This is a genomic window from Micromonospora sp. BQ32, assembly GCF_059358895.1.
Genome location: NZ_JCADBI010000006.1, coordinates 234610 through 257276, shown reverse-complemented (window position 1 = coordinate 257276; position 22667 = coordinate 234610). Strand labels below are relative to the sequence as shown.

Annotated in this window: 23 protein-coding genes; 12 read left to right on the top strand and 11 right to left on the bottom strand. The window is 72.2% G+C overall.

Annotated elements, in window-relative coordinates; translation table 11 throughout:
• Positions 1-63: 63 nt before the first annotated feature.
• Together AC5L30_RS15235 and AC5L30_RS15230 are read right to left on the bottom strand one after the other, a co-directional pair.
• The gene (locus AC5L30_RS15235) at positions 64-297 is read right to left on the bottom strand and encodes a sulfurtransferase TusA family protein (RefSeq protein WP_196918979.1); all 234 of its coding nucleotides are present in this window, start codon (positions 295-297) and stop codon (positions 64-66) included.
• Positions 294-1445, bottom strand: a complete 1152-nt coding sequence (locus AC5L30_RS15230) for a cysteine desulfurase family protein (RefSeq protein WP_494867906.1) — start codon at positions 1443-1445, stop codon at positions 294-296. Before AC5L30_RS15230 ends, AC5L30_RS15235 begins: the two co-directional genes overlap by 4 nt.
• A gap of 229 nt (positions 1446-1674) precedes the next feature.
• Between AC5L30_RS15230 and ctaC the strand changes: the two genes are divergently transcribed.
• A complete protein-coding gene (ctaC, locus tag AC5L30_RS15225) occupies positions 1675-2646 on the top strand; it encodes an aa3-type cytochrome oxidase subunit II (RefSeq protein ID WP_494867904.1) in 972 nt (323 codons plus the stop codon).
• A gap of 9 nt (positions 2647-2655) precedes the next feature.
• Positions 2656-3081: a cytochrome c oxidase subunit 4 gene (locus AC5L30_RS15220; protein ID WP_494867903.1), complete on the top strand. Its 426-nt coding sequence runs from the start codon at positions 2656-2658 to the stop codon at positions 3079-3081.
• 141 nt (positions 3082-3222) lie between these two features.
• Here the strand turns inward: AC5L30_RS15220 and AC5L30_RS15215 are convergent, their stop codons facing one another.
• The 4 genes from AC5L30_RS15215 to AC5L30_RS15200 all read right to left on the bottom strand — a co-directional run bounded on the left by AC5L30_RS15215 (position 3223) and on the right by AC5L30_RS15200 (position 6239).
• Entirely contained in the window at positions 3223-3426 is a 204-nt protein-coding gene (locus AC5L30_RS15215) for a hypothetical protein (protein WP_494867902.1), read from the bottom strand.
• A 254-nt stretch (positions 3427-3680) separates the two neighbouring features.
• On the bottom strand, positions 3681-4724 hold the full coding sequence (gene trpD, locus AC5L30_RS15210) for an anthranilate phosphoribosyltransferase (protein ID WP_494867901.1): 1044 nt from the start codon (positions 4722-4724) through the stop codon (positions 3681-3683).
• A gap of 91 nt (positions 4725-4815) precedes the next feature.
• A complete protein-coding gene (locus AC5L30_RS15205; protein WP_357759704.1) occupies positions 4816-5211 on the bottom strand; it encodes a helix-turn-helix domain-containing protein in 396 nt (131 codons plus the stop codon).
• Between the two features lie 107 nt (positions 5212-5318).
• Entirely contained in the window at positions 5319-6239 is a 921-nt protein-coding gene (locus AC5L30_RS15200; RefSeq protein WP_494867900.1) for a cytochrome c oxidase assembly protein, read from the bottom strand.
• Between the two features lie 108 nt (positions 6240-6347).
• Here AC5L30_RS15200 and ctaE point away from each other — a divergent pair, with 108 nt between their 5' ends.
• The 5 genes from ctaE (at position 6348) to AC5L30_RS15175 (ending at position 11517) form a co-directional block, all read left to right on the top strand.
• Positions 6348-6947 carry an aa3-type cytochrome oxidase subunit III gene (gene ctaE, locus AC5L30_RS15195; RefSeq protein WP_494867899.1) on the top strand — a complete coding sequence of 200 codons (600 nt, stop codon included), beginning with the start codon at positions 6348-6350 and terminating at the stop codon, positions 6945-6947.
• Between the two features lie 70 nt (positions 6948-7017).
• Positions 7018-7854 (top strand): cytochrome bc1 complex diheme cytochrome c subunit, encoded by an 837-nt coding sequence (qcrC, locus tag AC5L30_RS15190; RefSeq protein ID WP_210785092.1) that lies wholly within the window; start codon positions 7018-7020, stop codon positions 7852-7854.
• Positions 7855-7918: 64 nt separating this feature from the next.
• Positions 7919-9007, top strand: a complete 1089-nt coding sequence (gene qcrA / locus AC5L30_RS15185; RefSeq protein ID WP_494867898.1) for a cytochrome bc1 complex Rieske iron-sulfur subunit — start codon at positions 7919-7921, stop codon at positions 9005-9007.
• Positions 9004-10632, top strand: a complete 1629-nt coding sequence (gene qcrB / locus AC5L30_RS15180) for a cytochrome bc1 complex cytochrome b subunit (RefSeq protein WP_494867897.1) — start codon at positions 9004-9006, stop codon at positions 10630-10632. Before qcrA ends, qcrB begins: the two co-directional genes overlap by 4 nt.
• Positions 10633-10824: 192 nt before the next feature.
• Positions 10825-11517, top strand: coding sequence for a DUF4142 domain-containing protein (locus AC5L30_RS15175; protein ID WP_494867896.1), 693 nt, complete (start codon positions 10825-10827; stop codon positions 11515-11517).
• Between the two features lie 104 nt (positions 11518-11621).
• Here AC5L30_RS15175 and AC5L30_RS15170 read toward each other — a convergent pair whose 3' ends face one another.
• From AC5L30_RS15170 to AC5L30_RS15150, 5 genes are all read right to left on the bottom strand, one after another.
• Positions 11622-11909 carry an Lrp/AsnC family transcriptional regulator gene (locus AC5L30_RS15170; RefSeq protein WP_074313163.1) on the bottom strand — a complete coding sequence of 96 codons (288 nt, stop codon included), beginning with the start codon at positions 11907-11909 and terminating at the stop codon, positions 11622-11624.
• A 79-nt stretch (positions 11910-11988) separates the two neighbouring features.
• Positions 11989-12858: a nucleotidyltransferase family protein gene (locus AC5L30_RS15165; RefSeq protein WP_494867894.1), complete on the bottom strand. Its 870-nt coding sequence runs from the start codon at positions 12856-12858 to the stop codon at positions 11989-11991.
• Entirely contained in the window at positions 12855-13397 is a 543-nt protein-coding gene (locus tag AC5L30_RS15160) for an NUDIX hydrolase (protein WP_494867893.1), read from the bottom strand. Before AC5L30_RS15160 ends, AC5L30_RS15165 begins: the two co-directional genes overlap by 4 nt.
• A 53-nt stretch (positions 13398-13450) precedes the next feature.
• Positions 13451-15244, bottom strand: coding sequence for a RelA/SpoT family protein (locus tag AC5L30_RS15155; protein WP_494867969.1), 1794 nt, complete (start codon positions 15242-15244; stop codon positions 13451-13453).
• Positions 15245-15371: 127 nt separating this feature from the next.
• Positions 15372-17126 carry a DEDD exonuclease domain-containing protein gene (locus AC5L30_RS15150; RefSeq protein WP_494867891.1) on the bottom strand — a complete coding sequence of 585 codons (1755 nt, stop codon included), beginning with the start codon at positions 17124-17126 and terminating at the stop codon, positions 15372-15374.
• Positions 17127-17253: 127 nt separating this feature from the next.
• Between AC5L30_RS15150 and AC5L30_RS15145 the strand changes: the two genes are divergently transcribed.
• The 5 genes from AC5L30_RS15145 to AC5L30_RS15125 all read left to right on the top strand — a co-directional run bounded on the left by AC5L30_RS15145 (position 17254) and on the right by AC5L30_RS15125 (position 22657).
• A complete protein-coding gene (locus tag AC5L30_RS15145) occupies positions 17254-18708 on the top strand; it encodes an NYN domain-containing protein (RefSeq protein ID WP_494867890.1) in 1455 nt (484 codons plus the stop codon).
• 196 nt (positions 18709-18904) lie between these two features.
• Positions 18905-19624 (top strand): DinB family protein, encoded by a 720-nt coding sequence (locus AC5L30_RS15140; protein ID WP_494867889.1) that lies wholly within the window; start codon positions 18905-18907, stop codon positions 19622-19624.
• Positions 19625-19886: 262 nt separating this feature from the next.
• Complete coding sequence (locus tag AC5L30_RS15135; protein WP_494867888.1) at positions 19887-20105, top strand: hypothetical protein; 219 nt, start codon at positions 19887-19889, stop codon at positions 20103-20105.
• 171 nt (positions 20106-20276) lie between these two features.
• The gene (locus AC5L30_RS15130) at positions 20277-21536 is read left to right on the top strand and encodes a M48 family metalloprotease (RefSeq protein WP_494867887.1); all 1260 of its coding nucleotides are present in this window, start codon (positions 20277-20279) and stop codon (positions 21534-21536) included.
• Positions 21533-22657 (top strand): glycosyltransferase family 4 protein, encoded by a 1125-nt coding sequence (locus AC5L30_RS15125; RefSeq protein WP_494867886.1) that lies wholly within the window; start codon positions 21533-21535, stop codon positions 22655-22657. Before AC5L30_RS15130 ends, AC5L30_RS15125 begins: the two co-directional genes overlap by 4 nt.
• The last annotated feature ends 10 nt before the right edge of the window (positions 22658-22667 follow it).

Here is a 22667-nt window from a genome sequence, read left to right as displayed (position 1 = left end):
TGTCGGCGCAGAAATGCACGATCGCGGGGATGGGGGTATCGCGGGGGTGCGTTGGGGTTGGGGTTAGTGGGTGCGGCGGACGTCGTAGGCGGGGCCGTCTGGGCCGTCGACCGAGCCGAGGAACTCCTGGCCCCGCATCCGGCACCAGGCGGGAATGTCGACCGCCGCCGCCGGGTCGTCGGCCAGCACCCGGACCACAGTGCCGACCGGCACCTCGGGCATCCGTCGCGCCGCCGCGATCACGGGTAGCGGGCAGCGTTGCCCCCGGCAGTCGATCACCTCGTCCGGCATCGTCACAGCCCCACCACCCCGGCCTCGGCGCGCAGCCCGGCGACGATCCCGGGCAACTCGGTCAGGAACCGCTCCACGTCCGCCTCGGTCGTCTCCCGGTGCAGGCTGACCCGTACGTTGCCGTGCGAGAGCACCCCCATCGCCTCCAGCACGTGCGAAGGGCGCAGCGTGGACGAGGTGCAGGACGAGCCGGACGACACGGCGAAGCCGCGCCGGTCCAGGGCGTGCAGCAGCGCTTCTCCGTCGACGTACAGGCAGGAGAAGGTGACCAGGTGGGGGAGCCGGAGCACGGGGTCGCCGACCACCTCCACGTCGGGCACCTCCGTCGCGACCCGCGCCCGGACCCGGTCCACCAGGGCGGCCAGCCGGGTCGCCTCGGCCGCCGCGTCGGCCGCCGCCGCCCGCAGGCTCGCCGCCGCCGCCACGACCGCCGGCAGGTTCACCACCCCGGGGGTACGTCCGCCCTCCCGCTCGTCGGCCGGCCAGGGTGACTCCCAGCGAGTGCCCTTGCGCACCGCCAGCACCCCCACCCCGGGTGGCCCGCCCCACTTGTGAGCGCTCGCCGTGAGCACCGACCAGCCGGCCGGCAGGGGCACCCGGCCCACCGACTGCGCCGCGTCCACGTACAGCGGCACACCCACATCGCTGCACGCGGCCGCCGCCTCGGCGACCGGCTGCACGGTCCCCACCTCGTGACTGGCGGTAATCAACGCGGCCAGCGCCACCCCCGGGGCCCGAACGGCGCTCGACCACGCGGTCAGGTCCAGCCGGCCCCACCGGTCGACCGGCACCGAGGTGGCGGCCCCGCCCGCGCCGACGTGTCGCTCCGCCGCGTGCAGCACCGCCGAGTGCTCGATCGCCGAGTGCACCAGCGTCGACCCGGCCCGGCGGCGCCCCGCCAGGCCCCCGAGCACCGCGCCGTGGGCTGCGGTCGTACCGCTGGGGGTGAAGGAGACCTCGTCGGCGCGGACACCGAGCGTCAGCGCGGTGGCCTCGCGGGCGGCGTCGAGTAGTTGCCGGGCCCGCCGGGCCTGCGTGTACAGCTTGCCTGGGTCGGCCCAGCCGTCCTCGAGCGCGGCCAGCAGCGCCTGCCGCGCGACCGGATGCATCGGCGCGGCGGTCGCCGCGTCCAGGTAGACCGGGGATGCGCTCACGGACCTGCCTTCGTTCGCGGCTGTGGGGCTCGCAACCCCGGCTCACTCCTCGCGCTCACAGCCAAGACGCTATCGCGGCGGTATGCCTAGGATCCCCCCGATGGGGGGCGGACAGTGACCCCACCACGGCCGAGTCCGTCATGGTCGAGTAATCTGCGACCGTCGGTGACGCCTTTGCCGCCGGTGCTGACGAAGGACACACCGCGGCGCGCTAGGGAGGCAGGACCAGGTGGTCGCAAGGAGTTCGGAGGTACGGCCGTCGGCCGTACGGCACAGCGCTTCCCCAGGGGTTGGTGGACGCCGGGGGCGTGGTGCCGGTCGCCTGGCCGGGCTCGGTCTCGGTGGCGTGGTGTTGCTGGTTCTGCTCACAGGCTGTGACGTCGGTCAGACGTTCGACGGCTTCGGCTGGCCGCAGGGCGGTATCTCGCCGGAGTCCAAGCGGATGTACGACCTGTGGATCGCCTCCTGCATCGCCGCGCTCGCGGTCGGCGTCTTCGTGTGGGGCCTGATCTTCTGGTGCGTCGTGCGCTACCGCAAGCGTGGCAACGCGCTGCCGGTGCAGACCCGCTACAACATGCCGATGGAGTTCCTCTACACCATCGCGCCGATTCTGATCGTCTCCGTGCTCTTCTACTACACGGCGATCGTGCAGACCGACGTCGACAAGTTGTCGAAGAACCCGGACGTCACGGTCGAGGTCGTCGCGTTCAAGTGGAACTGGCAGTTCAACTACCGCGACGGTCAGGGCACGGAGGCCCGCACCACCGCGTCGACGCTCGGCACCAGTGAGGTCATCCCGGTGCTGGTGCTGCCGACCAACCGGTCCATCCGGTTCGAGGAGACCAGCCGCGACGTCATCCACTCGTTCTGGGTGCCGGAGCTGCTCTTCAAGCGGGACGTCATGCCGGGCAAGATCCGCAACGTGTTCGAGGTCTCCAGCCTGGACGCCGAGGGCGCCTACGTCGGGCGCTGCGCCGAGCTGTGCGGCAGCTACCACGCGTTCATGAACTTCGAGCTGCGGGTGGTCTCGCCGGAGAAGTACGACCAGTTCCTCGCGGCCAAGCAGAGCGGCAAGTCCACCCAGGACGCGCTGACCGCGATCGGTGAGGCACCGTACGCGCAGACCACCCGGCCGTTCGACACGCGGCGGACGCAGGGTAACTTCAACCCGGACGACGTTCCGGCCCGCACGGGAAGCTGAGGCAGCCGCATGAAGACCGAGTGGCGTATCTTCCTGATCATCGCCGGGTTCCTCTTCGGTGCCACCATCCTCTACGGCGCCTGGACGAACGGGGCGTCGGGCGGCATCGAGTGGGTGGGCACCGTCGCCCTGCTGCTGTCGTTCCTGCTCTGTGCGATGTGCGGTGGCTTCTTCTGGTTCGTCTCCCGCCGGATCGACCTGCGCCCGGAGGACCGCCCGGACGCCGAGATCGCCGACGGCGCTGGTGAGGTCGGCTTCTTCAGCCCGGGCAGCTACTGGCCGTTCGGTCTGGCGCTGGCCGCCGCGATCGCCGCGCTCGGCATGGTGTTCTGGCAGTACTGGTTGATCGGCGCCGGCCTGGTGGCCGTTGTCCTCGCCGCCTGTGGGCTCCTGTTCGAGTACTACAGCGGCACCCGGCGTACCGCCGAGCACTGACCCACCCGGTCGCCGTCGCGACCAACCCGGCACGACGAAGGCCCGTTCCCCGGATGGGGGAGCGGGCCTTCGGTCATGCTCCAGGCCAGTTCGGCGGCGCTGCGGTGAGGCGGCGGTGCGGTCGGGCTGTGCTGTGTGTGGTCAGGCGGCGTGGCGGCGGGCCGGCTGGCGTCGGCGGACGGGCAGCCGGGTGACCGGGAAGGCGAACGCGCCGGCCACCACGGCGGTGCCGCAGTCGGTGCAGATCAGCTCTGGACAGTCGGTGCCGTGGCCGTCGACGCAGGGCGGTGCCTCGAACAGCGCCACGCCCTCGCAGACGTCGCAGTGGAGCTCGCGGTGCGACACGGGCGTCTCCTCTCGATACCAGACGGCCCGCCCCGGATGCGACAGTCACGCACCGACGGAGCGGAGAACTACTCAGCTGTAGTTTCTCAGACGGGTCCGACAAATCTCCGGGCACCGTCGCCCGCTCGTCGACAGCGGATGTGATCCACTCGACTTCATTGAAGTCGGAGCATTCGGGCTGCCCGGACACCACGGATTCAAGGAATCCGGATCGATCACGCCCCGAGACTCCGCCCGCTGCCGGCGCCGACGGGTCAGGCGGTGGCGGTCTCGATCCAGCGGTCCAGCGACGCGGCGGCCGAGCCGGAGTCGATCGACTCGGCCGCGCGGGCCAGGCCGGCGCGGAGCGCCTCGGTCAGGTCGCCGTCCAACGGGCCCTGGGTGGCCAGCGCCGCCGCCGCGTTGACCAGCACCGCGTCCCGGACCGGGCCCGTCTCGCCGGCCAGCAGGCGACGGGCCACGCCCGCGTTGTACGCGGCGTCACCCCCACGCAGGTCCGCCAGGGTGGCCCGGGGTACCCCCAGGTCCGTCGCGTCCAGCACGGCCTCTCGTACGGTGCCGCCCTGGGCCGCCCAGACCCGGGTCGGTGCCGCGGTGGTGAACTCGTCCAGCCCGTCCTCGCCGCGCATCACGATCGCCGAGTCGCCGCGGGCCGCGAACACGGCGGCCATCACCGGCGCCATCCGCAGGTCGAAGCAGCCGACCGCGCCGGCCCGGGGGCGGGCCGGGTTGGTCAGCGGGCCGAGGAAGTTGAAGAAGGTGGGCACGCCCACCTCGCGGCGGACCGGGCCGGCGTGCCGCATCCCGGGGTGGAACCGGGCCGCGAAGCAGAACCCGATGCCGGCCTCCTCGACACAGCGGGCGACCTGCTCCGGGCCGAGATCCAGCGGGATGCCGAGAAACTCCAGCAGGTCCGCGGTGCCGCAGAGGGAGGAGGCCGCGCGGTTGCCGTGCTTGACGACGCGGACGCCCGCGCCGGCGACCACCAGCGCGGTCATCGTGGAGATGTTGACCGTGTGGGCGAGGTCACCGCCGGTGCCGACCACGTCGAGCGCGGTACGGCGCAGCTCCTCGGGGAGCGCCACCGGGACCGCGCGACCCAGCATCGCCTCCACCAGGCCGGCCAGCTCCGCGGGAGTCTCCCCCTTGGCCCGCAGCGCCACGGCGAAGGCGGCGATCTGCGCCGCGCTCGCCGAGCCGGTCATGATCTCGTCCATCGCCCAGGCGGTGTCGGCGGTGGAGAGTTCGTCACCGCGCAGCAGCGCGTTGAGCAGGTGCGGCCAGGTCCGATCGCCCATGGCGGGCCTCCCGAGCATGCGAAGTGCGGGTGGGCTGGAACCGACGCCGAGGAGATCCGGCGCCGTGAGGGTGCCGGAGTAGCGTGGGACGTCAGGCGGGTGCGTGCGTCCGCAGCAGCTCGGCCACCGTGCCGCCGGTGGTCACCGGGTCGAGCGGGTGCACCAGCGTCGCGTCGACCTCGGCGTACGCGGCGAGCCATCGGTCGGCGGCGCGGGCGATCACCAGGCAGGTCGGGGGAGCGTCGTCCCGGTCGTCCTTGATCTGCCGGGCGATGCCGATGCCGCCGCCCGGGCTCGCCTCACCGTCGAGCACCAGCAGGTCGATCTCGTAGTCGTCGACCAGCCGGATGGTCTCCGCGTAGGTCGACGCGTCGACGAACTCGATCTGCAGACCGGGCGCGGGCCGGGTGCCGACGGCCATCCGCATCCGATCACGGACCTGCGGGTCGTCGCTGTAGAGCAAAACGGTGCAAAGACGATCGCTCATGCCGGCACTCCGCTTCCACCTCGTAGCTGCCCGCAGATCGTACCGGTCGGCGTGACGTTGCCGACATCCCGCCCGGCTCGCGCGTCGGGGCGTACCGTCGGGGCAGCTCAGGCGGGCGCGGCGTCGGCGGCGCGCTCGCGGGCCTCCTGGCGGTCCAGTTCGCGGTCCACCCGGCGGGCCTCCCGCTCGGACTGCTTGACCCACTGCACCACCAGCACCGCGAGCATGGTCACACTGACGAATTCGCCACCGGCCCAGAGGATGCCCCCGGCGACCACCTGGTCCTGCCAGGGATCGACCCAACCGAGGTTGAGCGACGGGTACCAGTCGCCGCCGAAGAGCGTGCTGCTCTGCATGATGGTGAGGCCGAGCACGGTGTGGAACGGCACGGAGAGCAGCATCAGCAGGGCCCGCGCCGGGTACGGCCAGCGGCCGGGCAGCGGGTCGAGGCCGAGCAGCGGCCAGAAGAACACGCAGCCGGTCATGATGAAGTGCGCGTGCACCAGCTCGTGCGCCCAGGCGTGTTCCAGGGTGTAGCGGTACAGGTCACTGAAGTACAGCACGAACGGGTTGACCACGAAGATGGCGAACGCCACCAGCGGGAAGCTGTAGACCCGGGCGACGCGGCTGTGCACGATGGCGAGCAGGCGCTTGCGCGGCGCGACCGGCAGGGTCCGCAGGGCCAGGGTCATCGGCGCGCCCAGCGCCAGGAAGATCGGCGCCACCATGGACAGCACCATGTGCTGGATCATGTGCACGGAGAGCAGCGCGGTGTCGTACGCGTGCAGCCCGCTGACCGTGACCAGCGCGATTCCGCCCAGCCCGGGGCCGAGGAAGAAGACGGTACGGGCGATCGGCCAGCGGTCGCCCCGCAGGCGCAGCCGGTACACCCCGTAGAGGTACAGGCCGGCGGCGAGCACCAGGCCGAGGGCCAGCCAGCTGTCCAGCCGGGTCTCGCTGAGCACCGCGCCGACGGTGAACGGCGGCGGGGCCGAGGTGGCGGCGAAGATCGGATCGACGTGCAGCACGCTTTTCAGGCTAGGCCAGGCGAACCGGACCCTGACGCTCGGGCCACGGACGGCGCAGGTTTGGCCCCCCGCTGATCGGCGGCCCCGGTCAGGGGCAATAATGACGGCGTGACTGCGGCCCCAGCCATTGACAAGAGCCGGATCCACTCTCTGACCCGACCAAACATGGTCAGCGTCGGGACGATCGTGTGGCTCTCCAGCGAACTCATGTTCTTCGCGGCGCTGTTCGCGATGTACTTCTCGATCCGCGCGGCTGCGCCGGAGCAGTGGGAGAAGCACACCGAGGCGCTGAACGTCCCGTACGCGACCACCTTCACGGTGATCCTGGTGCTGTCCTCGGTGACGTGCCAGCTCGGCGTCTTCGCGGCGGAGAAGGGTGACGTGCACGCGCTGCGGCGCTGGTTCACCGTCACCTTCGTGATGGGCCTGATCTTCGTCCTCGGCCAGCTGAACGAGTACCGGCACCTGGTCGCCGACGGCATCAAGATCAACGAAGACGGGTACGGGTCGGTGTTCTACCTGACCACCGGCTTCCACGGTCTGCACGTGACCGGCGGTCTGATCGCCTTCGTCATCTTCATGGTCCGCACGACCATGGGCCGGTTCACCCCGGCGCAGGCGACCTCGGCGATCGTCGTGTCGTACTACTGGCACTTCGTCGACGTCGTGTGGATCGGGCTGTACGCCATGATCTACTGGCTCCAGTGATCTTGCGCGTCACATTCCGCGCTGCTGCTCCGTCCCCTGAGACAGGTCCAACCGGTTAAGGACACCGCTCATGACTTCTGACAACGACCGCCGACGCGGTCTGCTCGCGCGGTTGCGTGAGCGGCCCGCCGCGCGCAGCAGGGGCCGCCGCCGGCTGGGCGCCGCGGTCCGGCTGATCGCCGCGCTGATGCTCGCCGGCGGCGCCTACACCGTCTTCGCCCCGGGCGCCCAGGCGCAGGACAACCCGCAGCTGACCGGCGCCGCCGCCGAGGGCAAGGCGCTGTTCGACGTGAGCTGCGTGACCTGCCACGGCCGCAACGCCCAGGGTGTCGAGGGCCGCGGGCCGAGCCTGATCGGCGTCGGCGCGGCATCGGTGGAGTTCCAGGTCAGCTCCGGGCGGATGCCGATGGCCCGCCAGGAGGCCCAGGCGCACCGCAAGCCCCCCGTCTTCACCGACGAGCAGACCCGTCAGCTGGCCCAGTACATCCAGGAGCTGGGCGGCGGCCCGGTCGTGCCCGAGGGCGACGACCTCCGTGAGGACGGCAACATCGCCTCCGGCGGTGAGCTGTTCCGGATCAACTGCTCGCAGTGCCACGCCTTCGGTGGTGGCGGCGGTGCGCTCTCCTCGGGCAAGTTCGCCCCGAGCCTGCACCCCGCGACCGACCGCCAGATCTACGCGGCGATGCTGAGCGGCCCGCAGAACATGCCGGTGTTCGGCGACAACCAGCTCCGGCCGGAGCAGAAGGCCGACATCATCGCGTACATCCAGGAGACGCTGAAGCACGACCAGGACCCGGGTGGGTTCAACCTCGGCCGGTACGGCCCGTCCACCGAGGGCCTGGCGATCTTCCTGGTTGGCATCGTGGCGCTCGTCTTCGCTAGCCTGTGGATTGCGGGTAAGTCGTGATCGAGCAGGCCATCCGATTCAGTGCTGTGGTGCCGCTCGGCGCCACCCGTAGCGAGGTGACGGCATGAGCACCCACACCGAGCACCAGGCCCCGCAGGGCCAGGAGCCGCTCGACCTGAACGACCCCAAGCTGACCCGGTTCGACATCGTTCGTGAGGGCGCGCGCCGGGACGACATCGAGATCGTCCACTACGAGCCGCAGGTGCTGCCGGGCACCAAGGCGGAGCGTCGGCTGACCCGGGTGGTCGCCGGCTTCTTCCTGATCACCGGCCTGGCCGCGACCGCCTTCCTGGCCATCTACATCTGGTGGCCGTGGCAGTACGAGGCGGGCCGGGGTGGCGACAAGTTCTACACCCCGCTGCTCGGCTTCACCCTCGGCGTGGCGCTGCTCGCCGTCGGCTTCGGCATCCTGACCTGGGGCAAGAAGTTGCTGCCCAAGGAGGTCTCGATCCAGGACCGGCACGAGGGTCAGGTGGACTCCGAAGGCCGCACCATCACCGGCCAGACCATGCTCTACATGGCGGACGAGCTGGGTGTGAAGCGTCGCCCCCTGCTCGGCATCTCGCTGCTGGCCGGTCTCGCGCCGGTCGCCGCGGTCGCCGCGGCGCCGCTGGTCGGTGGGCTGATCTCGCAGCCGCACAAGAACAACCAGATGTTCACCACCGGGTTCGCCGCCGCCGAGGGCGGCGAGCGGATCCGCCTGGTCCGCGAGGACGGCCGGCCGGTCCGCCCGGCGGACATCAGCAGCGGTGGGCAGCTGACCGTCTTCCCCGGTATCGACCACGGCGTGAGCAACAGGCACGCCGACTCGCCGACGCTGCTGATCCACCTGCGCGACTCCGACGCGCAGGAGTCGCGCCGGGCCAACGAGCGGGTCGGCCACGGCGACTACATGTGGGGCAACTACGCGGCGTTCTCCAAGATCTGCACGCACGCGGGATGCCCGGCCAGCCTGTACGAGCAGCAGACCAACCGGCTGCTCTGCCCGTGCCACCAGTCCCAGTTCCTGATCACCGACAACGCCCGGCCCATCTTCGGCCCCGCCAGCCGGCGGCTGCCGCAGCTGCCGATCGAGGTGGACTCCGAGGGCTTCTTCGTGGCGAAGTCCGACTACACCGAGACCGTCGGGCCTGATTTCTGGGAGCGGCCATGAAGCGTCGAAAGTTTGACCTTGCGGCGACGCCGGGCAAGGCCGCGGTGGGAGTGGACGACCGCTTCGCGGTGGCCACCCCGCTGCGCAGGCTACTGAACAAGGTCTTCCCGGACCACTGGTCCTTCCTGCTCGGCGAGATCGCGCTGTTCTCGTTCATCGTGCTGCTGCTGACCGGTGTGTTCCTCACCTTCTTCTTCGAGCCGGCGATGACCGAGGTGGTCTACGACGGCAGCTACGCGCCGTTGCAGGGCACCCCGATGTCCGCCGCGTACGCCTCCAGCCTGGACATCTCGTTCGACGTCCGGGGCGGTCTGGTGATGCGGCAGATGCACCACTGGGCGGCGCTGCTGTTCATGGCCGCGATCGTCGTGCACATGCTGCGGGTCTTCTTCACCGGCGCCTTCCGCAAGCCGCGTGAGACCAACTGGATCATCGGTTCGCTGCTCTTCTGGGTCGGCTTCCTGGCCGGCTTCACCGGCTACTCGCTGCCGGACGACGGCCTCTCCGGCACCGGCCTGCGGATCGCCTCGGCGATCATGCTGTCCATCCCGGTGATCGGCTCCTGGGTCACCTCGTCGATCTTCGGCGGCGAGTTCCCGGGCACGATCATCATCAGCCGGTTCTTCATCGCCCACGTGCTGCTCATCCCGGGTCTGCTGGTCGCGCTGATCAGCGTCCACCTGGGTCTGGTCTTCAAGCAGAAGCACACCCAGTGGCCCGGCCCCGGCCGGACCAACAACAACGTGGTCGGCGAGCGGATGTTCCCCCGGTACGCGCTGAAGCAGGGCGGCTTCTTCATGGTCGTCTTCGGCGTCATCGCGCTGATGGGCGGTCTGTTCCAGATCAACCCGATCTGGCTGTTCGGCCCGTACGAGGCGTGGGTGGTCTCGGCCGCCAGCCAGCCCGACTGGTACGTCATGTTCCTCGACGGTTCGACCCGACTCATGCCGGCCTGGGAGATCAACATTCCGATCGGCGACGGGTACGTCATCCCGCCGCTGTTCTGGCCGACAGTCGTGCTGCCCGGCATCCTGGTGGGCCTGTCGACGATGTACCCGTTCCTGGAAGCCCGGCACCTCAAGGACCGCAAGAGCCACAACCTGCTCGAGCGTCCCCGGGACGCGCCGGCCCGGACCGCCGTCGGCGCCATGGCCGTCGCGTTCTACATCGTGCTGACGCTCTCCGGCGCCAACGACGTGATCGCGGACAAGTTCCAGATCAGCCTGAACGCGATGACCTGGGCGGGCCGGATCGGCCTGCTGGTGGCCCCGCCGCTGGCGTACTACGTCACCTACCGGCTCTGCCTGGGTCTGCAACAGCACGACCGGGAGGTGCTCGCGCACGGCGTGGAGACCGGCATCATCCGCCGCCTGCCGGACGGCCGGTTCGTCGAGGTGCACCAGCCACTGAGCGCGTCCAACGGGCACGCGGACGGTCACGGCCAGCTGGAGTACGTCGGCTGGGTCGTGCCGAAGAAGATGAACCGGCTGGGGGCCCTCGGCCCGGCCATCCGGGGCTTCTTCTACCCGATCGAGAAGCCGGTCGAGGCGCCGGTCTCGCCGGGGCACCCGCCGGTCGAGCCCCGACCCGAACGCGAGGAGATCGGCAGCGGCGAACGCCGCTGACCGCCCAATCGCACCGTTACGTGGCGCCCGCCGGATTCCGGCGGGCGCCACGTTGTATCCGTGCCCCCGACCCATCCGACCAGGAGTCGGACGGCCACGGTGGGACCGGTCGACCCCGCGCGACGGGCGATCGCAGGAATAACCCCGGTGAGCCGGGTATCCGTGCGGTCCAACGTCTCAAGGGGGGGAAGCATGTTGGGTATCAAACGCCTCGGCCTGTTGGCCGCGCTGGTACTGGTCGGTGTCGCGCCGGCTGCGGCCGCGCAGGCCGCGGCACAGCCGTCGACGCAGGACACCCAGTACCTGCAGGCGGTACACCAGGTCAACCTGTTCGAGATCACCGCTGGTGACCTGGCCCAGCAGAAGGGTCAGGACCAGGGGGTCAAGGACCTGGGCGCGATGCTGAAGACCGACCACACCCAGCTGGACCAGACGGTGCAGCAGACCGCGTCCCAGCTGGGGGTGGAACTGCCGAACGAGCCCAGCGCCGATCAGCAGGCGGTCATCGACAGGCTGAACAACGCCAGCGGTGCGGAGTTCGACCGGCTCTGGGTGACCAGTGAGCTGGCCGGCCACGTCCAGGCCATCCAGGCCACCCAGACGGAGATCTCGCAGGGCTCCGAGCCGTCGGTGGTCCAGTTGGCGCAGACGGCGCTTCCGACGCTGCAGACGCACTATGACGAGTTGGTGGCGCTCGCCAACAAGCTGGGCATCCCGGTTCCGCAGACCAGCGCCAGCGGTACGCCCAGCCCGGGCGGCACCGGCACTGAGTCGCCGGCTCCGGGCGGCACCGGCACCGAGTCGCCGGCTCCGGGCGGCACCGGCACCGAGTCGCCGGCTCCGGGCGGCGGCAGCACCGAGGTACCGGCTCCCAGCGAGAGCTGACGTAGCCACCGCAGACGGCCGGTCCACCCACCCGGGTGGGCCGGCCGCCCTGTGCGCGCCACGCGCCGCCGTGCGGCCGGCACCGACCGCCAGAACGGCGGCGGTCAGTCGGCGCTGGCCAGGCCGATCGCGAACGCTTCCTCCAGGTCGTGCTGGGAGTACGCCCGGAAGGCGATGTGCGACTCGGTGTTGAGCACACCCGGGACCTTGGAGATGCTGCCCGCGATGACCTGGGCGATCTGGTCGAACTCGCGGACCCGGACGATGGCGATGAGGTCGACGTGCCCGGCCACCGAGTAGACCTCGCTGACACCGGGAAGGTTGGCCAGGTTCTCCGCCACCTCGGGGATCGCATCGGTGGCGCAGTCGATCAGCACGATCGCGGTGATCACGGGGCATTTCTCCGTTCGTCGGCGTCGTCGCCCATGCTAGATGTTCCGGCCCGAGACCGGAGGCGGGAGCCGTCGGGGCTCAGCCCCGGGGGGCGCCGGGCACGGTCAGGTCGCTCCCGGCCCGGATCACGTTCCGCAACCGCTCACCGGTGCGTACGGTCGCGCCCGGCCACACCACCGTGCGGGTGACATCGCCGTCCACCCGGGCGCCCGCGCCGACCACCGACTGCACGCAGCGACCGGTCACCGTCGCGGACTCCTCGACGAGAGCGCCGCCGGCCGCGGCGTGCAGGTTGGCCGCCAGGTAGTCGGCCGGGGTGCCGGTGTCGAAGAAGGTGCCCGGATAGGGCACCACCGTCAGGGCGCCCGCCGCCTCGGCCGGCCGCCACACGGCGCGGACCAGGTCCGAGAAGACGACCGGCAGGTCCCGGACCAGCCGCCAGGGCAGCAGCGAGAAACCGGTGAAGCAGTGCCCGGCGAAGGTGCCCGGCGCCGCCGGGTCCGCGGCGGGCTGGCCGAGCAGGCGTACGGTCTGCCCGTCCCAGCCGGCGAGCAGGGCGGCCAGGTCAGGGCCCGGGGGAGCAGCCGGGTCGGCGAGGTACGCGTCGGCGTTGCCGACCAGCACCGGCCGCCCGTCGATCCAGTCCCGCAGGTTGGCCACCCCGCCCGCGGTGCCCAGCGGGTCGCCCGGCTCCACGGACAGGTGCGCGCGGTCGCCGACGTGCGCCACCACCTGGTCGCCGAGGTAGCAGGCGTTCACCGCGACCCGGTCGGGACCGGTCAGGCCCAGGCCGGCCAGTCGCGCCAACGCCCGCTCCAGCAGGGGCACGTTGCCCACCGGGCAGAGCGCCTTGGGTACCCGTTCGGTCAGCGGGCGCAGCCGGGTGCCCTCGCCGGCGGCCAGCACCACGGCGCACAGGTCCGCCGGCGCACCGGCCACGCCGGTCACGGGGTGTCGTCGGGCACCGGTGGCGGGAACTGCCCGGCCAGCGGCCCGATGTCGTAGTAGGCGAGCAGCCGGGCCGTCGGCCAGGTCAGCTTGGGCAGGTCGTCCAGCGGGTGCCAGGCGGCCTCGAAAACCTCCGCGCCGTCGACGGTCAGCGCGGTGCTGGACGCCGGCACCTCGGTCTCGAAGACCATGTCCACCCAGCCCTTGGCGTGCACGATCGCGTTGGGCACGGCCGGGCGCAGCCGGGACGGCGGGAGCCGGACGCCGGACTCCTCGAACAGCTCACGGGCCGCGCCCACCACCGGAGCCTCACCCCGGTTGAGCAGGCCGGCGGGGAGTGACCAACCCTTGCCGGGCGGCTGGCGCAGCATGAGCAACCGACCCGCGCCGGTCGCCTCGGCGTCCCGGACCAGGGTCACCGCGCCGACGATGTACTTGGGCACGGCCAGCCGGACCAGGCGCCGACGCACCGGCAACGGCAGCCGGTAGAAGACCTGGTAGAAGAGGGCCCGACCGGTGGCGCGGGAGCGGGGGATCATGACTCCAGGCTAGTGGTCACGAATGTCCTTCGAACGCGCTGGGGCCCGCCGGGTCACTGTCGATGGTCGACCAGGTCGATGAGCTGGCGGACCACGGTGTCCGGTTCGATCACCCGGTCGAAGACCGCGACCAGCAGAGTCTCCAGGTCGGGGTAGCCCAACTCCTCGGAGAGGCGCAGCAGCGGCAGGTCACTGGCGAGACCCCGGTTGTGCTGGCGCAGGGCGAGCCCGATGGTGGCCCGACCCAGGCGCACCTTGTCGCTGATCGTGATGCCCGGCTCGGTGTGCTCGGCGAACCACCGGTTGATCTGCATCTGCGCGTTCGGCGACTTGACGAAGCTCAGCCACTCCCGGCGGGGGCCGCGCGGCGCCACCCCGGCCTCGAAGCCGTTGTCGCCGTCGTTCTCGGTGAAGATTTCCACCACGTCGCCCTCGTCCAGCTCCGAACTGAGCGGGGCCAGTCGACCGTTGATGCGTGCGGCGAGGCAGTGGTCGCCCCGGTCGTTGCCCAGCTCGTACGCGAGGTCGACCGGCGTGGCACCGGCGGGCAGCACGACCTGCCGCCCGTCGGCGAAGACCTGGATCTGCCCCTCGGCGAGGTCGCAGCGCAGCGACTCGTAGAACTGTGCCGGGTCGGCGGCGTCCGGCTCCCAGTCGAGCACCCGGCGCAGCCAGTCCAGCTGCTCGGCCCGGGCTGCGGCGCTGCTGCTGGCCGAGCGGGGGAAGCGGAAGTCCGCGGCGATGCCGTACTCGGCCGAGCGGTGCATCTCCTCGGTGCGGATCAGCACCTCCACCGCGCGGTCCTGGGGGCCGCAGACACTGGTGTGCAGCGAACGGTAGAGGTTGTTCTTCGGTGAGGCGATGAAGTCCTTGAAACGGCCGGGCACCGGTCGCCAGGTGCCGTGGATCGCGCCGAGCGCCGCGTAACAGTCGGTGGCCGGGCCGTCGACCACCACCACGATGCGGGGCAGGTCGTACGGGGCGGTGTGGCCGCCGGCGATGGTGTCCTTCCAGATCGAGTAGAGGTGCCGGGGACGGGGGCTCACCTCGGCGTCGACCCGGCTGCGACGCAGCGCCACCCGGGCCCGGGTGACCACCGAGTCGAGGTACGCGTCCCAGCCCGGCCGGTCGTGCACGTGCCGGGCCAGCCGGGCGTGCTCGTCGGGCTCGAGGTGCAGCAGCACCACGTCGTCCAGCTCGCGTTTGAGGGTCTGGATGCCCAGCCGGTCACAGAGCGGGACCAGCACCTCCTGGGTCTTGCGGGCGATCCGTTCCCGCGACGACGCGGAGCGCACCCCGAGTGTGCGCATGTTGTGCAGCCGGTCGGCCAGCTTGATGATCAGCACCCGGACGTCCTTGGCGGCGGCGACGATCATCTTGCGGATCGTCTCCGCCTCGGCGGCCTTGCCGTAGAACGCCTTGTCGAACTTCGTCACCCCGTCGACCAGGTGGGCCACCTCGCCGCCGAAGTCCTCGGAGAGCGCCTGGAGGGTGTAGCGGGTGTCCTCCACGGTGTCGTGCAGCAGCGCCGCGACCAGGGTGGTGGTGTCCATCCCCAGCTCGGCGCAGATCTGCGCCACCGCGAGGGGATGGGTGATGTACGGCTCCCCGCTCTTGCGGAACTGCCCGCGGTGCATGTTCTCCGCGATCGTGTACGCCCGGCGCAGCACCGCGGGGTCGGTGCCGGCGTGGATGCCCCGGTGGGTGCGGACCAGTTGGGTGACCGGGTCGGAGTCGGTGGTCGGCCAGCTGAGCAGCGACCTCAGCCGGCGGGCGAGCGGCAGCTCACCCGGCTGTGTCGGCAGGGCGCCCCCCAGGGCGGCGCCGTGTCCGGCGTCGACGTCCACGAGGGACACCTCCTCACCCCGGCTCCGCGTCGCCGGAGCCCGGCGGCGGGAGCAGGCCCACGAATCGGGCAGGACTGCACTTCTCTAACAGCCTAAGCGAGTCGACGTAGTCCGATCGGTCAGTTGGTCATGAGCGTTCGGTCGAGAGTTGGTGGGACGCGCCGCTCTCGGCCTTCGCCAGCAGGTCACGGAACCGGCCCGCGCCACTCGCCGGAGAGGACCAACCGGAGGACATCTCGACGAGTCGGGTCTCCGGTCGCTCCAACCAGGACAGGATCCGCTCGGACTCCTCGGCGGTGGCGGCCGGCACCGGACCGTGCCCGCCCGACACCGTCTCGGCGGTGGCCCGGATCGTGGCCAACGTGGGCCGTGGGTGCACGCCCGGCGGGGACACCCCCGCGCCGGCCAGCCGGCCGTGCCGGACCAGCGCCAACTCCCAGCCGCCGCGGGCGGCCGGCCGGGCCGCGGCCAGCTCGACGATCCCGGTCAGCGCGGCCAGGCGCTGCATCCGCACGGTGGCCCGCAGCACGGCGGCCAGCCGGGACCGCACCACCGCGGCCTCCTCGTAGCGCTGGTCGCGGGAGAGCACGTCGATCCGGGCGAGCAGCGCGTCCACCACCGGCTGGGGATCGCTGGCCGTCGCGGTGCGGAAGGGCGCGGCGGCGCTGTGGTCGTACTCCTCGGGGGTGATCTTGTGCTCGCAGGGCGCCGGGCAGCGACCCAGCTCGGCCAGCGCGCAGGCCGGCGTGACGGTGCGTAGCGAGAGCCGGTGCGTGCACTGGCGCAGCGGCACCGCGTCGTGGAAACCGGCGGCGGCCAGCTCGGCGGCCCGCCGGGAGCTGAACGGCCCGAGGTACGCGGTGTCGGTGGGGGAGAGGTCGCGGACGATCGACAGCCGAGGGTACGGACCGTCGGTCAGCTTGAGCCAGATCATCCGTTCCGGATATTTGGACCGGCGGTTGTACGGCGGGGCGTGCGCGGCGATCAACCGCAGCTCACGGACCTCCGCCTCCAACGAGTGGGCGCACTCCACCGCCTCGACCCGCTCGGCCGCGCCCAGCATCTCGGAGATCCGGGCGCGCTTCTCGCCGGCGGTGAAGTAGCTGCGCACCCGGGTGGCGATGTCGACGGAGGTGCCCACGTAGAGCGGCCGGTCGTCGGCGGCCCGGAAGATGTAGACCCCGGGGACCTTGGGCAGCCCCTCGGCCAGGTGCCGTTTGCGGCGCTGGGTCGGGGTGACCGCGCGGGCGAACTCGATGGCGTCGCCGACCGTGTCCACCCGGTGCCCGCCGAGCCGGCCGATCAGCCCGTGCAGCACGTCGACGGTGGCCTTCGCGTCGTCCAGCGCCCGGTGGGTGGGTTGGGTGGCGGTGCGGAAGTAGGCGGCCAGGGTGCCGAGCTTGCGGTTGGGCACCTCGTCGCGGGTCAGCACCCGGCGGGCGAGCGCCGCCGTGTCCAGGACCCGGGGGTTGGGCCAGCGGTAGCCGTGCTTGGCGCAGGCGGCCTTGAGGAAGCCCACGTCGTACGGGGCGTTGTGGGCCACCAGCACCGCGTCGTCGATGAACTCCAGGAAGCTCGGCAGCACCTGCTCGATCGGTGGCGCCGGCACCAGCATGGCCTGGGTGATGCCGGTCAGCACGGTGATGAAGGGCGGAATCGGCTGCCCCGGGTTGACCAGGGTCGCCAGCACCCCCAACTGCTCGCCACCACGGACCTTGACCGCACCGATCTCGGTGATGCCGCCGCCGTCCGGCGCGCCGCCGGTGGTCTCCAGGTCGACCACCACGAAGGTCGTCGCGTAGAGCGGCAGCGCCGGGTCCACCCCGCCCACCGCCGGGTCGAGACCGGCCAGTGACTCCTGGACGTACTCCGCCTGTGCCATCGGCGGCACGCTAGCGCGCCGGTCCGACACTCCCGTCGCAGCGGCCCCATCCGTCACCATGGGGCTAGGATGAGAGATCGGCTCACTCACCGGGCGGTGGGCCCGGTCCCGGTGGGAGACTTGCCACATGCCCCTCACCGAGCCGTACGACGACCACCTCCCGCAGGAGGATCCGGTCGCGCTCGACGGTGCTGTGGGCAACCCGGACGACAACGTAGTCACCGACACATCGGGCGCATCGGACCCGACGACGACGGGCGACGGCCCCGCTGCCGAGCCCGAGCCGACCCTGCCCGAGCCGGTCCGGCAGCGGATCGTGACGCTGACCGCGGCGGTGCTGCCCACCCTCCCCACCGACGAGGTGCCGGTGCCGTTGCGCCGGGTGGCCAAGTTCGCCCCCAACCGGCGCGCCCGGCTCGGCGCACCGGTCATCGCCGCCCAGCTCACCGCCGACCCGCTGTTCCGGCAGCGGGTCACCGCGCGGGTCCTGGCCGACGCCGGTGACCTCGGTGCGGCCGTGGTCGAGGGCACCGCGCCGGCCGCCGCCGACCCGGTCGAGGTGGCCGCGCTGGCCTACCTGGCCCGGCCCCGCGGCTGGCGGGAGCTGATCGACGCCAGTGGCGCGGCCGTGCGCGCCGAGGCGGACAGCGCCGTCGTCGCCGAGTTGGTCCGCGAGGCCGAGCAGCGGGCCACCCGGGCCGAGCACGACCGCGCGGTGGCCCGGGTCGAGGCCGAGAAGCTCCGCGACGAGCTGGCCCGCGTCCGCGAGGAGTTGGGTCAGCTGCGCGAGGAGTCCCGGCAGGTGGCGCGCACCCTGCGGGAGACCCAGGCCCGCGAGCGCAAGGCCACCGAGCTGCTGGCCACCGAGCGCGGCCGGGCCGCCCGCGCCAGCGCCGACGTGGACGCCGAACTCCGCCGCGCCCGGGCCCGGCTGGCCGAGGCCGAGGCCGCCGCCGGGGTGGCCCGGGCCAGCGCCAAGGAGGCACGTTCGGTCGACGACGCCCGGCTCTGGCTGCTGCTGGAGACCATCGGCCAGGCCGCCGTCGGGCTTCGCCGGGAGCTGGCCCTCGACCCGGTGGACAAACTCCCCGCCGACTTCGTCGCCGACGCGTTCGCCGAGCAGCCGGGCACCGCCCCGGCCGGCCCCGCCGCCCGCGCCCGCGACACCGACGACCCGGCCCGGCTCGACCAACTGCTCGCCCTGCCCCGGGCGCACCTCGTGGTGGACGGCTACAACGTCACCAAGCGTGGTTTCGGCGAGATGTCCCTGGAGCAACAGCGCAAACGCTTGATCACCGGGCTGGGCGGGATCGCCGCGCAGACCGGTGACGAGGTCACCGTGGTCTTCGACGGCGCCGAGCGGATGCACGGGCTGCCGCCCGCACCGCGCGGCGTACGGGTGCTCTTCTCCCGCAAGGGGGAGACCGCCGACGAGCTGATCCGGCGTCTGGTCCGCGCCGAGCCGGCGGGCCGGCCGGTGGTCGTGGTCTCGTCGGACCGCGAGGTCGCCGACGGGGTACGCCGGCACGGGGCGTACCCGCTGGGCGCCGACTCGCTGCTGCGGCGCCTCGCCCGCTCCTGACCGCACCGGCCGACACGTCGACGGGCCGGGCCCCGGCGAGGTGTGGGCGGGCCCGACCGGCGCGCGGCACGTCGCACCGTGAGCGGCCCAGGCGGCCTCTGTCGGCCTCGGTGTCGGGCCCTCTTCCTCGGTTTCGGTCAGGGCCTGTCCCACCCCGGCGTTAGCATCGCCGCGACCGCCGAGGGATGGAGTCGCGATGGCACAGGACGACGTCAGGGTCTTCGTCGACAAGGACCTGCGGGAGGCGCGATTCAACCGCTCGACGCTGGCCGGCGCGGTGATGCGCGGTGTCGACGTGAATGGCCTGGACATCGACGCGCCGTGGCTGGCCGAAGGCAGGCTCGTGGTCAACGGCGTCGATGTCGTGCCGCTGGTCGAGGCCGAGCTCAACCGGCGGTTCCCCGGGCGTGATCTGAGGCGGGCCGAGGACCCCGACGACCTGCGCGCGGCGTGGGCGGGGCTCGAAGCAGCCTGGGCGTCCGCGATCGACCGGGTCCGGTCCATGCCCCCGGGCGCGGTCGACGTCTCGGTCGACGGGGAGTGGTCGTTCGCGCAGACACTGCGCCATCTCGTGTTCGCCGCCGACGCATGGCTGGGCAAGGCGGTCCTGCGCCTGCCACAGCCGTTCCACCCGCTCGGTCGGTCGCACGTCGAGTACGAGACCGACGGCTTCGACATGTCGGTCTTCGCGACGGAGCAGCCGACCTTCGAGGCGGTCCTCCAGGTGCGGGCCGAGCGGCAGGCAATGGTGCGCGACTTCCTGGCGACCGTCACGCCGGAGCTGCTCGCCGAGTCCCGGCCGAGCGCCTGGTGGCCCGAGTCCATCGTGTCCGTCCTGCACTGCCTTCACGTGATCTTCGACGAGGAGTGGCAGCACCTCCGCTTCGCGCTGCGTGACCTCGACGCGCAGGGCTGAGACCTCGCCGGCGACGGCCGGTCGGCGGTGGGCTGCCGCCAGTCATGCCCTCCTTCGCTCGATCGACACGAGTTCCCTGATGTCGGGTCGTCCGGCCGGGTGGGATACCCCGATATCGCTGATCTGGAGTGGATCTAGCCCTGAAACGGACGGTCGGACGGGGTTCCTGTCGTACCCGGTGGTTAGTGTCGATGTGACCGACGGTGCTCGGTCGGCGACGACAGGGCGTCGGCCGGGCACCGCGAGCCGATCAGGAGGCGGGATGCTTATCGACTGCGACGGGTGCGCGAAGCGGGCCGACGGCTGCTCCGGCTGCCCGCTGACCGCCCTGTTCGACGAGACGTCCCCGGCGGCCGGGTTGGTCGCCGCCGAGGTCGAGGCCATCGAGGTGTTCGCCCGGGCCGGCTTCGACGTGGAGGTGTTGGCCGCGCCCGCACGCCCGGAGGCGGCTCGCCGCCGGGCCAACCGCCGCGTCGCCTGACCGCGACACCGCGCCCGGAAGCGGGCTTTTCGCGGGCCATAGGATGAGCGGTCACGGCGGGAGGAGCGGCGCGATGAGCGGGGTACGACGGCACGACGGCGGGCTCGTCGACGGCGCGTTCGGTGGCGCTGCGCTCGGTGGCGGCGACGGTGCCCGACGGGCGGTGACGCGGTGACCCCGCGCGGTTGGGCGCTGCTGGCCCTGGCCGGGCTGACCATCTCGCTGGTCCTGCTGGCCGCGCTGCTCATCCCGTGGCACCGCCCGCCGGCGCCCCGGGCCGACCAGCTGGCCGCGCTGGGCGACCTGCCGGCCGAGCAGGTGGCCAAGGGTCGGGAGTTCCGCGCCGCCCTGCGCCCCGGTGGCTACGCCGCGCTCGCCGTTGGGCTGCTGATCGCCCTCGCGCTCGGGTTGACCCCGCTGGGCAGTCGCCTGGTCGAGCTGGCGGGCCGGCCGTTCGATGGGCACTGGGCCGCGCAGGCGGTGCTCGGCGGGCTCGCGGTGGTGCTCGTCGCCGACCTGGTGACGCTCCCGTTCGCCGCCTGGCGCCAGAGCGTGCTCACCCGCTACGGGTTGAGCACCAACGGCTGGAGTGGCTGGGCGGTCGACCTGCTCAAGTCGTACGCGGTCAGCGCGGTGATCGGCGCGGTGGCGCTGTTCGGCTTCTACGCGGTCATCCGACTCGCGCCGCGCTGGTGGTGGGCGTTCGGCGCGGCCGGCGCCGCGGTGCTGGTGGTGCTGCTGTCGTTCGTGCTGCCGGTCCTGGTGGAGCCGGTGTTCAACCGGTTCACCCCGATGGAGCAGGGCCCGTTGCGCACCGAGCTGATGAGCATGGCCGCCCGCGACGGGGTGCCGGTGCGTGACGTGCTGGTCGCCGATGCCTCCCGCCGCACCAGGGCGGTCAACGCGTACGTCTCCGGTCTCGGGCCGACCCGGCGGGTGGTCGTCTACGACACACTGCTGCGCGAGGCGACCCCGGCCGAGGTGACCGCCGTCGTGGCGCACGAGTTGGGGCACGCGAAGGATTCCGACGTGGCGGTCGGCACGCTGACCGGGGCGCTGGGCGCCGCGGCGGCCGTGGTGGCGCTCTACCTGCTCGGCTCGTGGGGGCCACTGCTGCGGCTGGCCGGTGTCGACTCGGTGGCCCAACCGAGCGCGTTTCCACTGCTGGTCGCCCTGGTCACGGTGGCCGGGCTGGTCGCCGCTCCGGTGCAGGCGCTGATGTCCCGACGGGTGGAGGCGCGGGCCGACGCGCACGCGCTCGCGCTCACCAACGACCCGGAGTCCTTCGAGTCGATGCAGCGCCGGCTCGGTTCGGTCAACCTCGGTGACCCCGACCCGCCCCGCTGGGAATACCTCTACTCGGCCTCGCATCCGTCCACCGTGGAGCGGATGGCCGCCGCCCGCGCGTACGCCCGGGAGGTCGGCCGATGAGCCGCACGCTGCTGATCACCAACGACTTCCCGCCCCGCCCGGGTGGGATCCAGTCCTTCGTGCACAACCTCGCGGTTCGTCAACCGGCCGGCTCGGTGGTCGTCTACGCGTCGAGCTGGCGCGGGGCCGCGAAGTTCGACGCCGACCAGCCGTTCGAGGTGATCCGGGAGCGCACCCGGGTGCTGTTGCCCACCCCGTTGATCGCCCGCAGGGCGGCCCGGTTGGCCCGCGCGTACGACTGCGACACGGTGTGGTTCGGCGCGGCGGCCCCGTTGGGGCTGCTCGCGGCCGGCCTGCGTCGGCGGGCCGGCATCCGCCGGGTGGTGGCGCAGACCCACGGCCACGAGGTCGGTTGGGCGGCGGTGCCGGCCGCCCGGCCGGCGCTGCGGCGCATCGGGCGAGGTGTGGACGTGACCACCTATCTCGGCGAGTACACCCGCAGCCGGTTGGCCCGGGTGCTGGACGGGGTGACCGAGCTGCGCCGCCTCGCGCCCGGGGTCGACGTGGACACCTACCACCCGACCGTGGACGGTGAACAGGTACGGGCCCGGCTCGGGTTGACCGACCGGCCGGTGGTCGTCTGTGTGTCCCGGCTGGTGCCGCGCAAGGGTCAGGACACCCTGATCCGGGCCCTGCCGGAGATCCGCCGCCGGGTGCCCGACGCGGCGCTGCTGATCGTCGGTGGTGGGCCGTACCGGGCGACCCTGGAGAAGCTGGCCCGCCAGTCCGGTGTGGAACGGGATGTGGTGTTCACCGGCACGGTGCCGTCGGTCGAGTTGCCGGCGCACTACGCGGCCGGCGACGTCTACGCGATGCCGTGCCGCACCCGCAACCGTGGCCTCGACGTCGAGGGGTTGGGCATCGTCTACCTGGAGGCCTCCGCGGCCGGCCTGCCGGTGGTGGCCGGTGACTCCGGGGGCGCACCGGACGCGGTCCGCGAGGGGGAGACCGGCTACGTGGTACGGGGCCGGGACGTCGCCCAGCTCGCCGACCGGGTCGCCCGGCTGCTCGCCGATCGGGACCTGGCCCGCCAACTGGGTGCGGCTGGCCGGGCGTGGGTGGAACGGGAGTGGCGCTGGGAGGCACAGGCGGAACGCATGGCGGCACTGCTCGCCGGCTGACCGCCGCCCG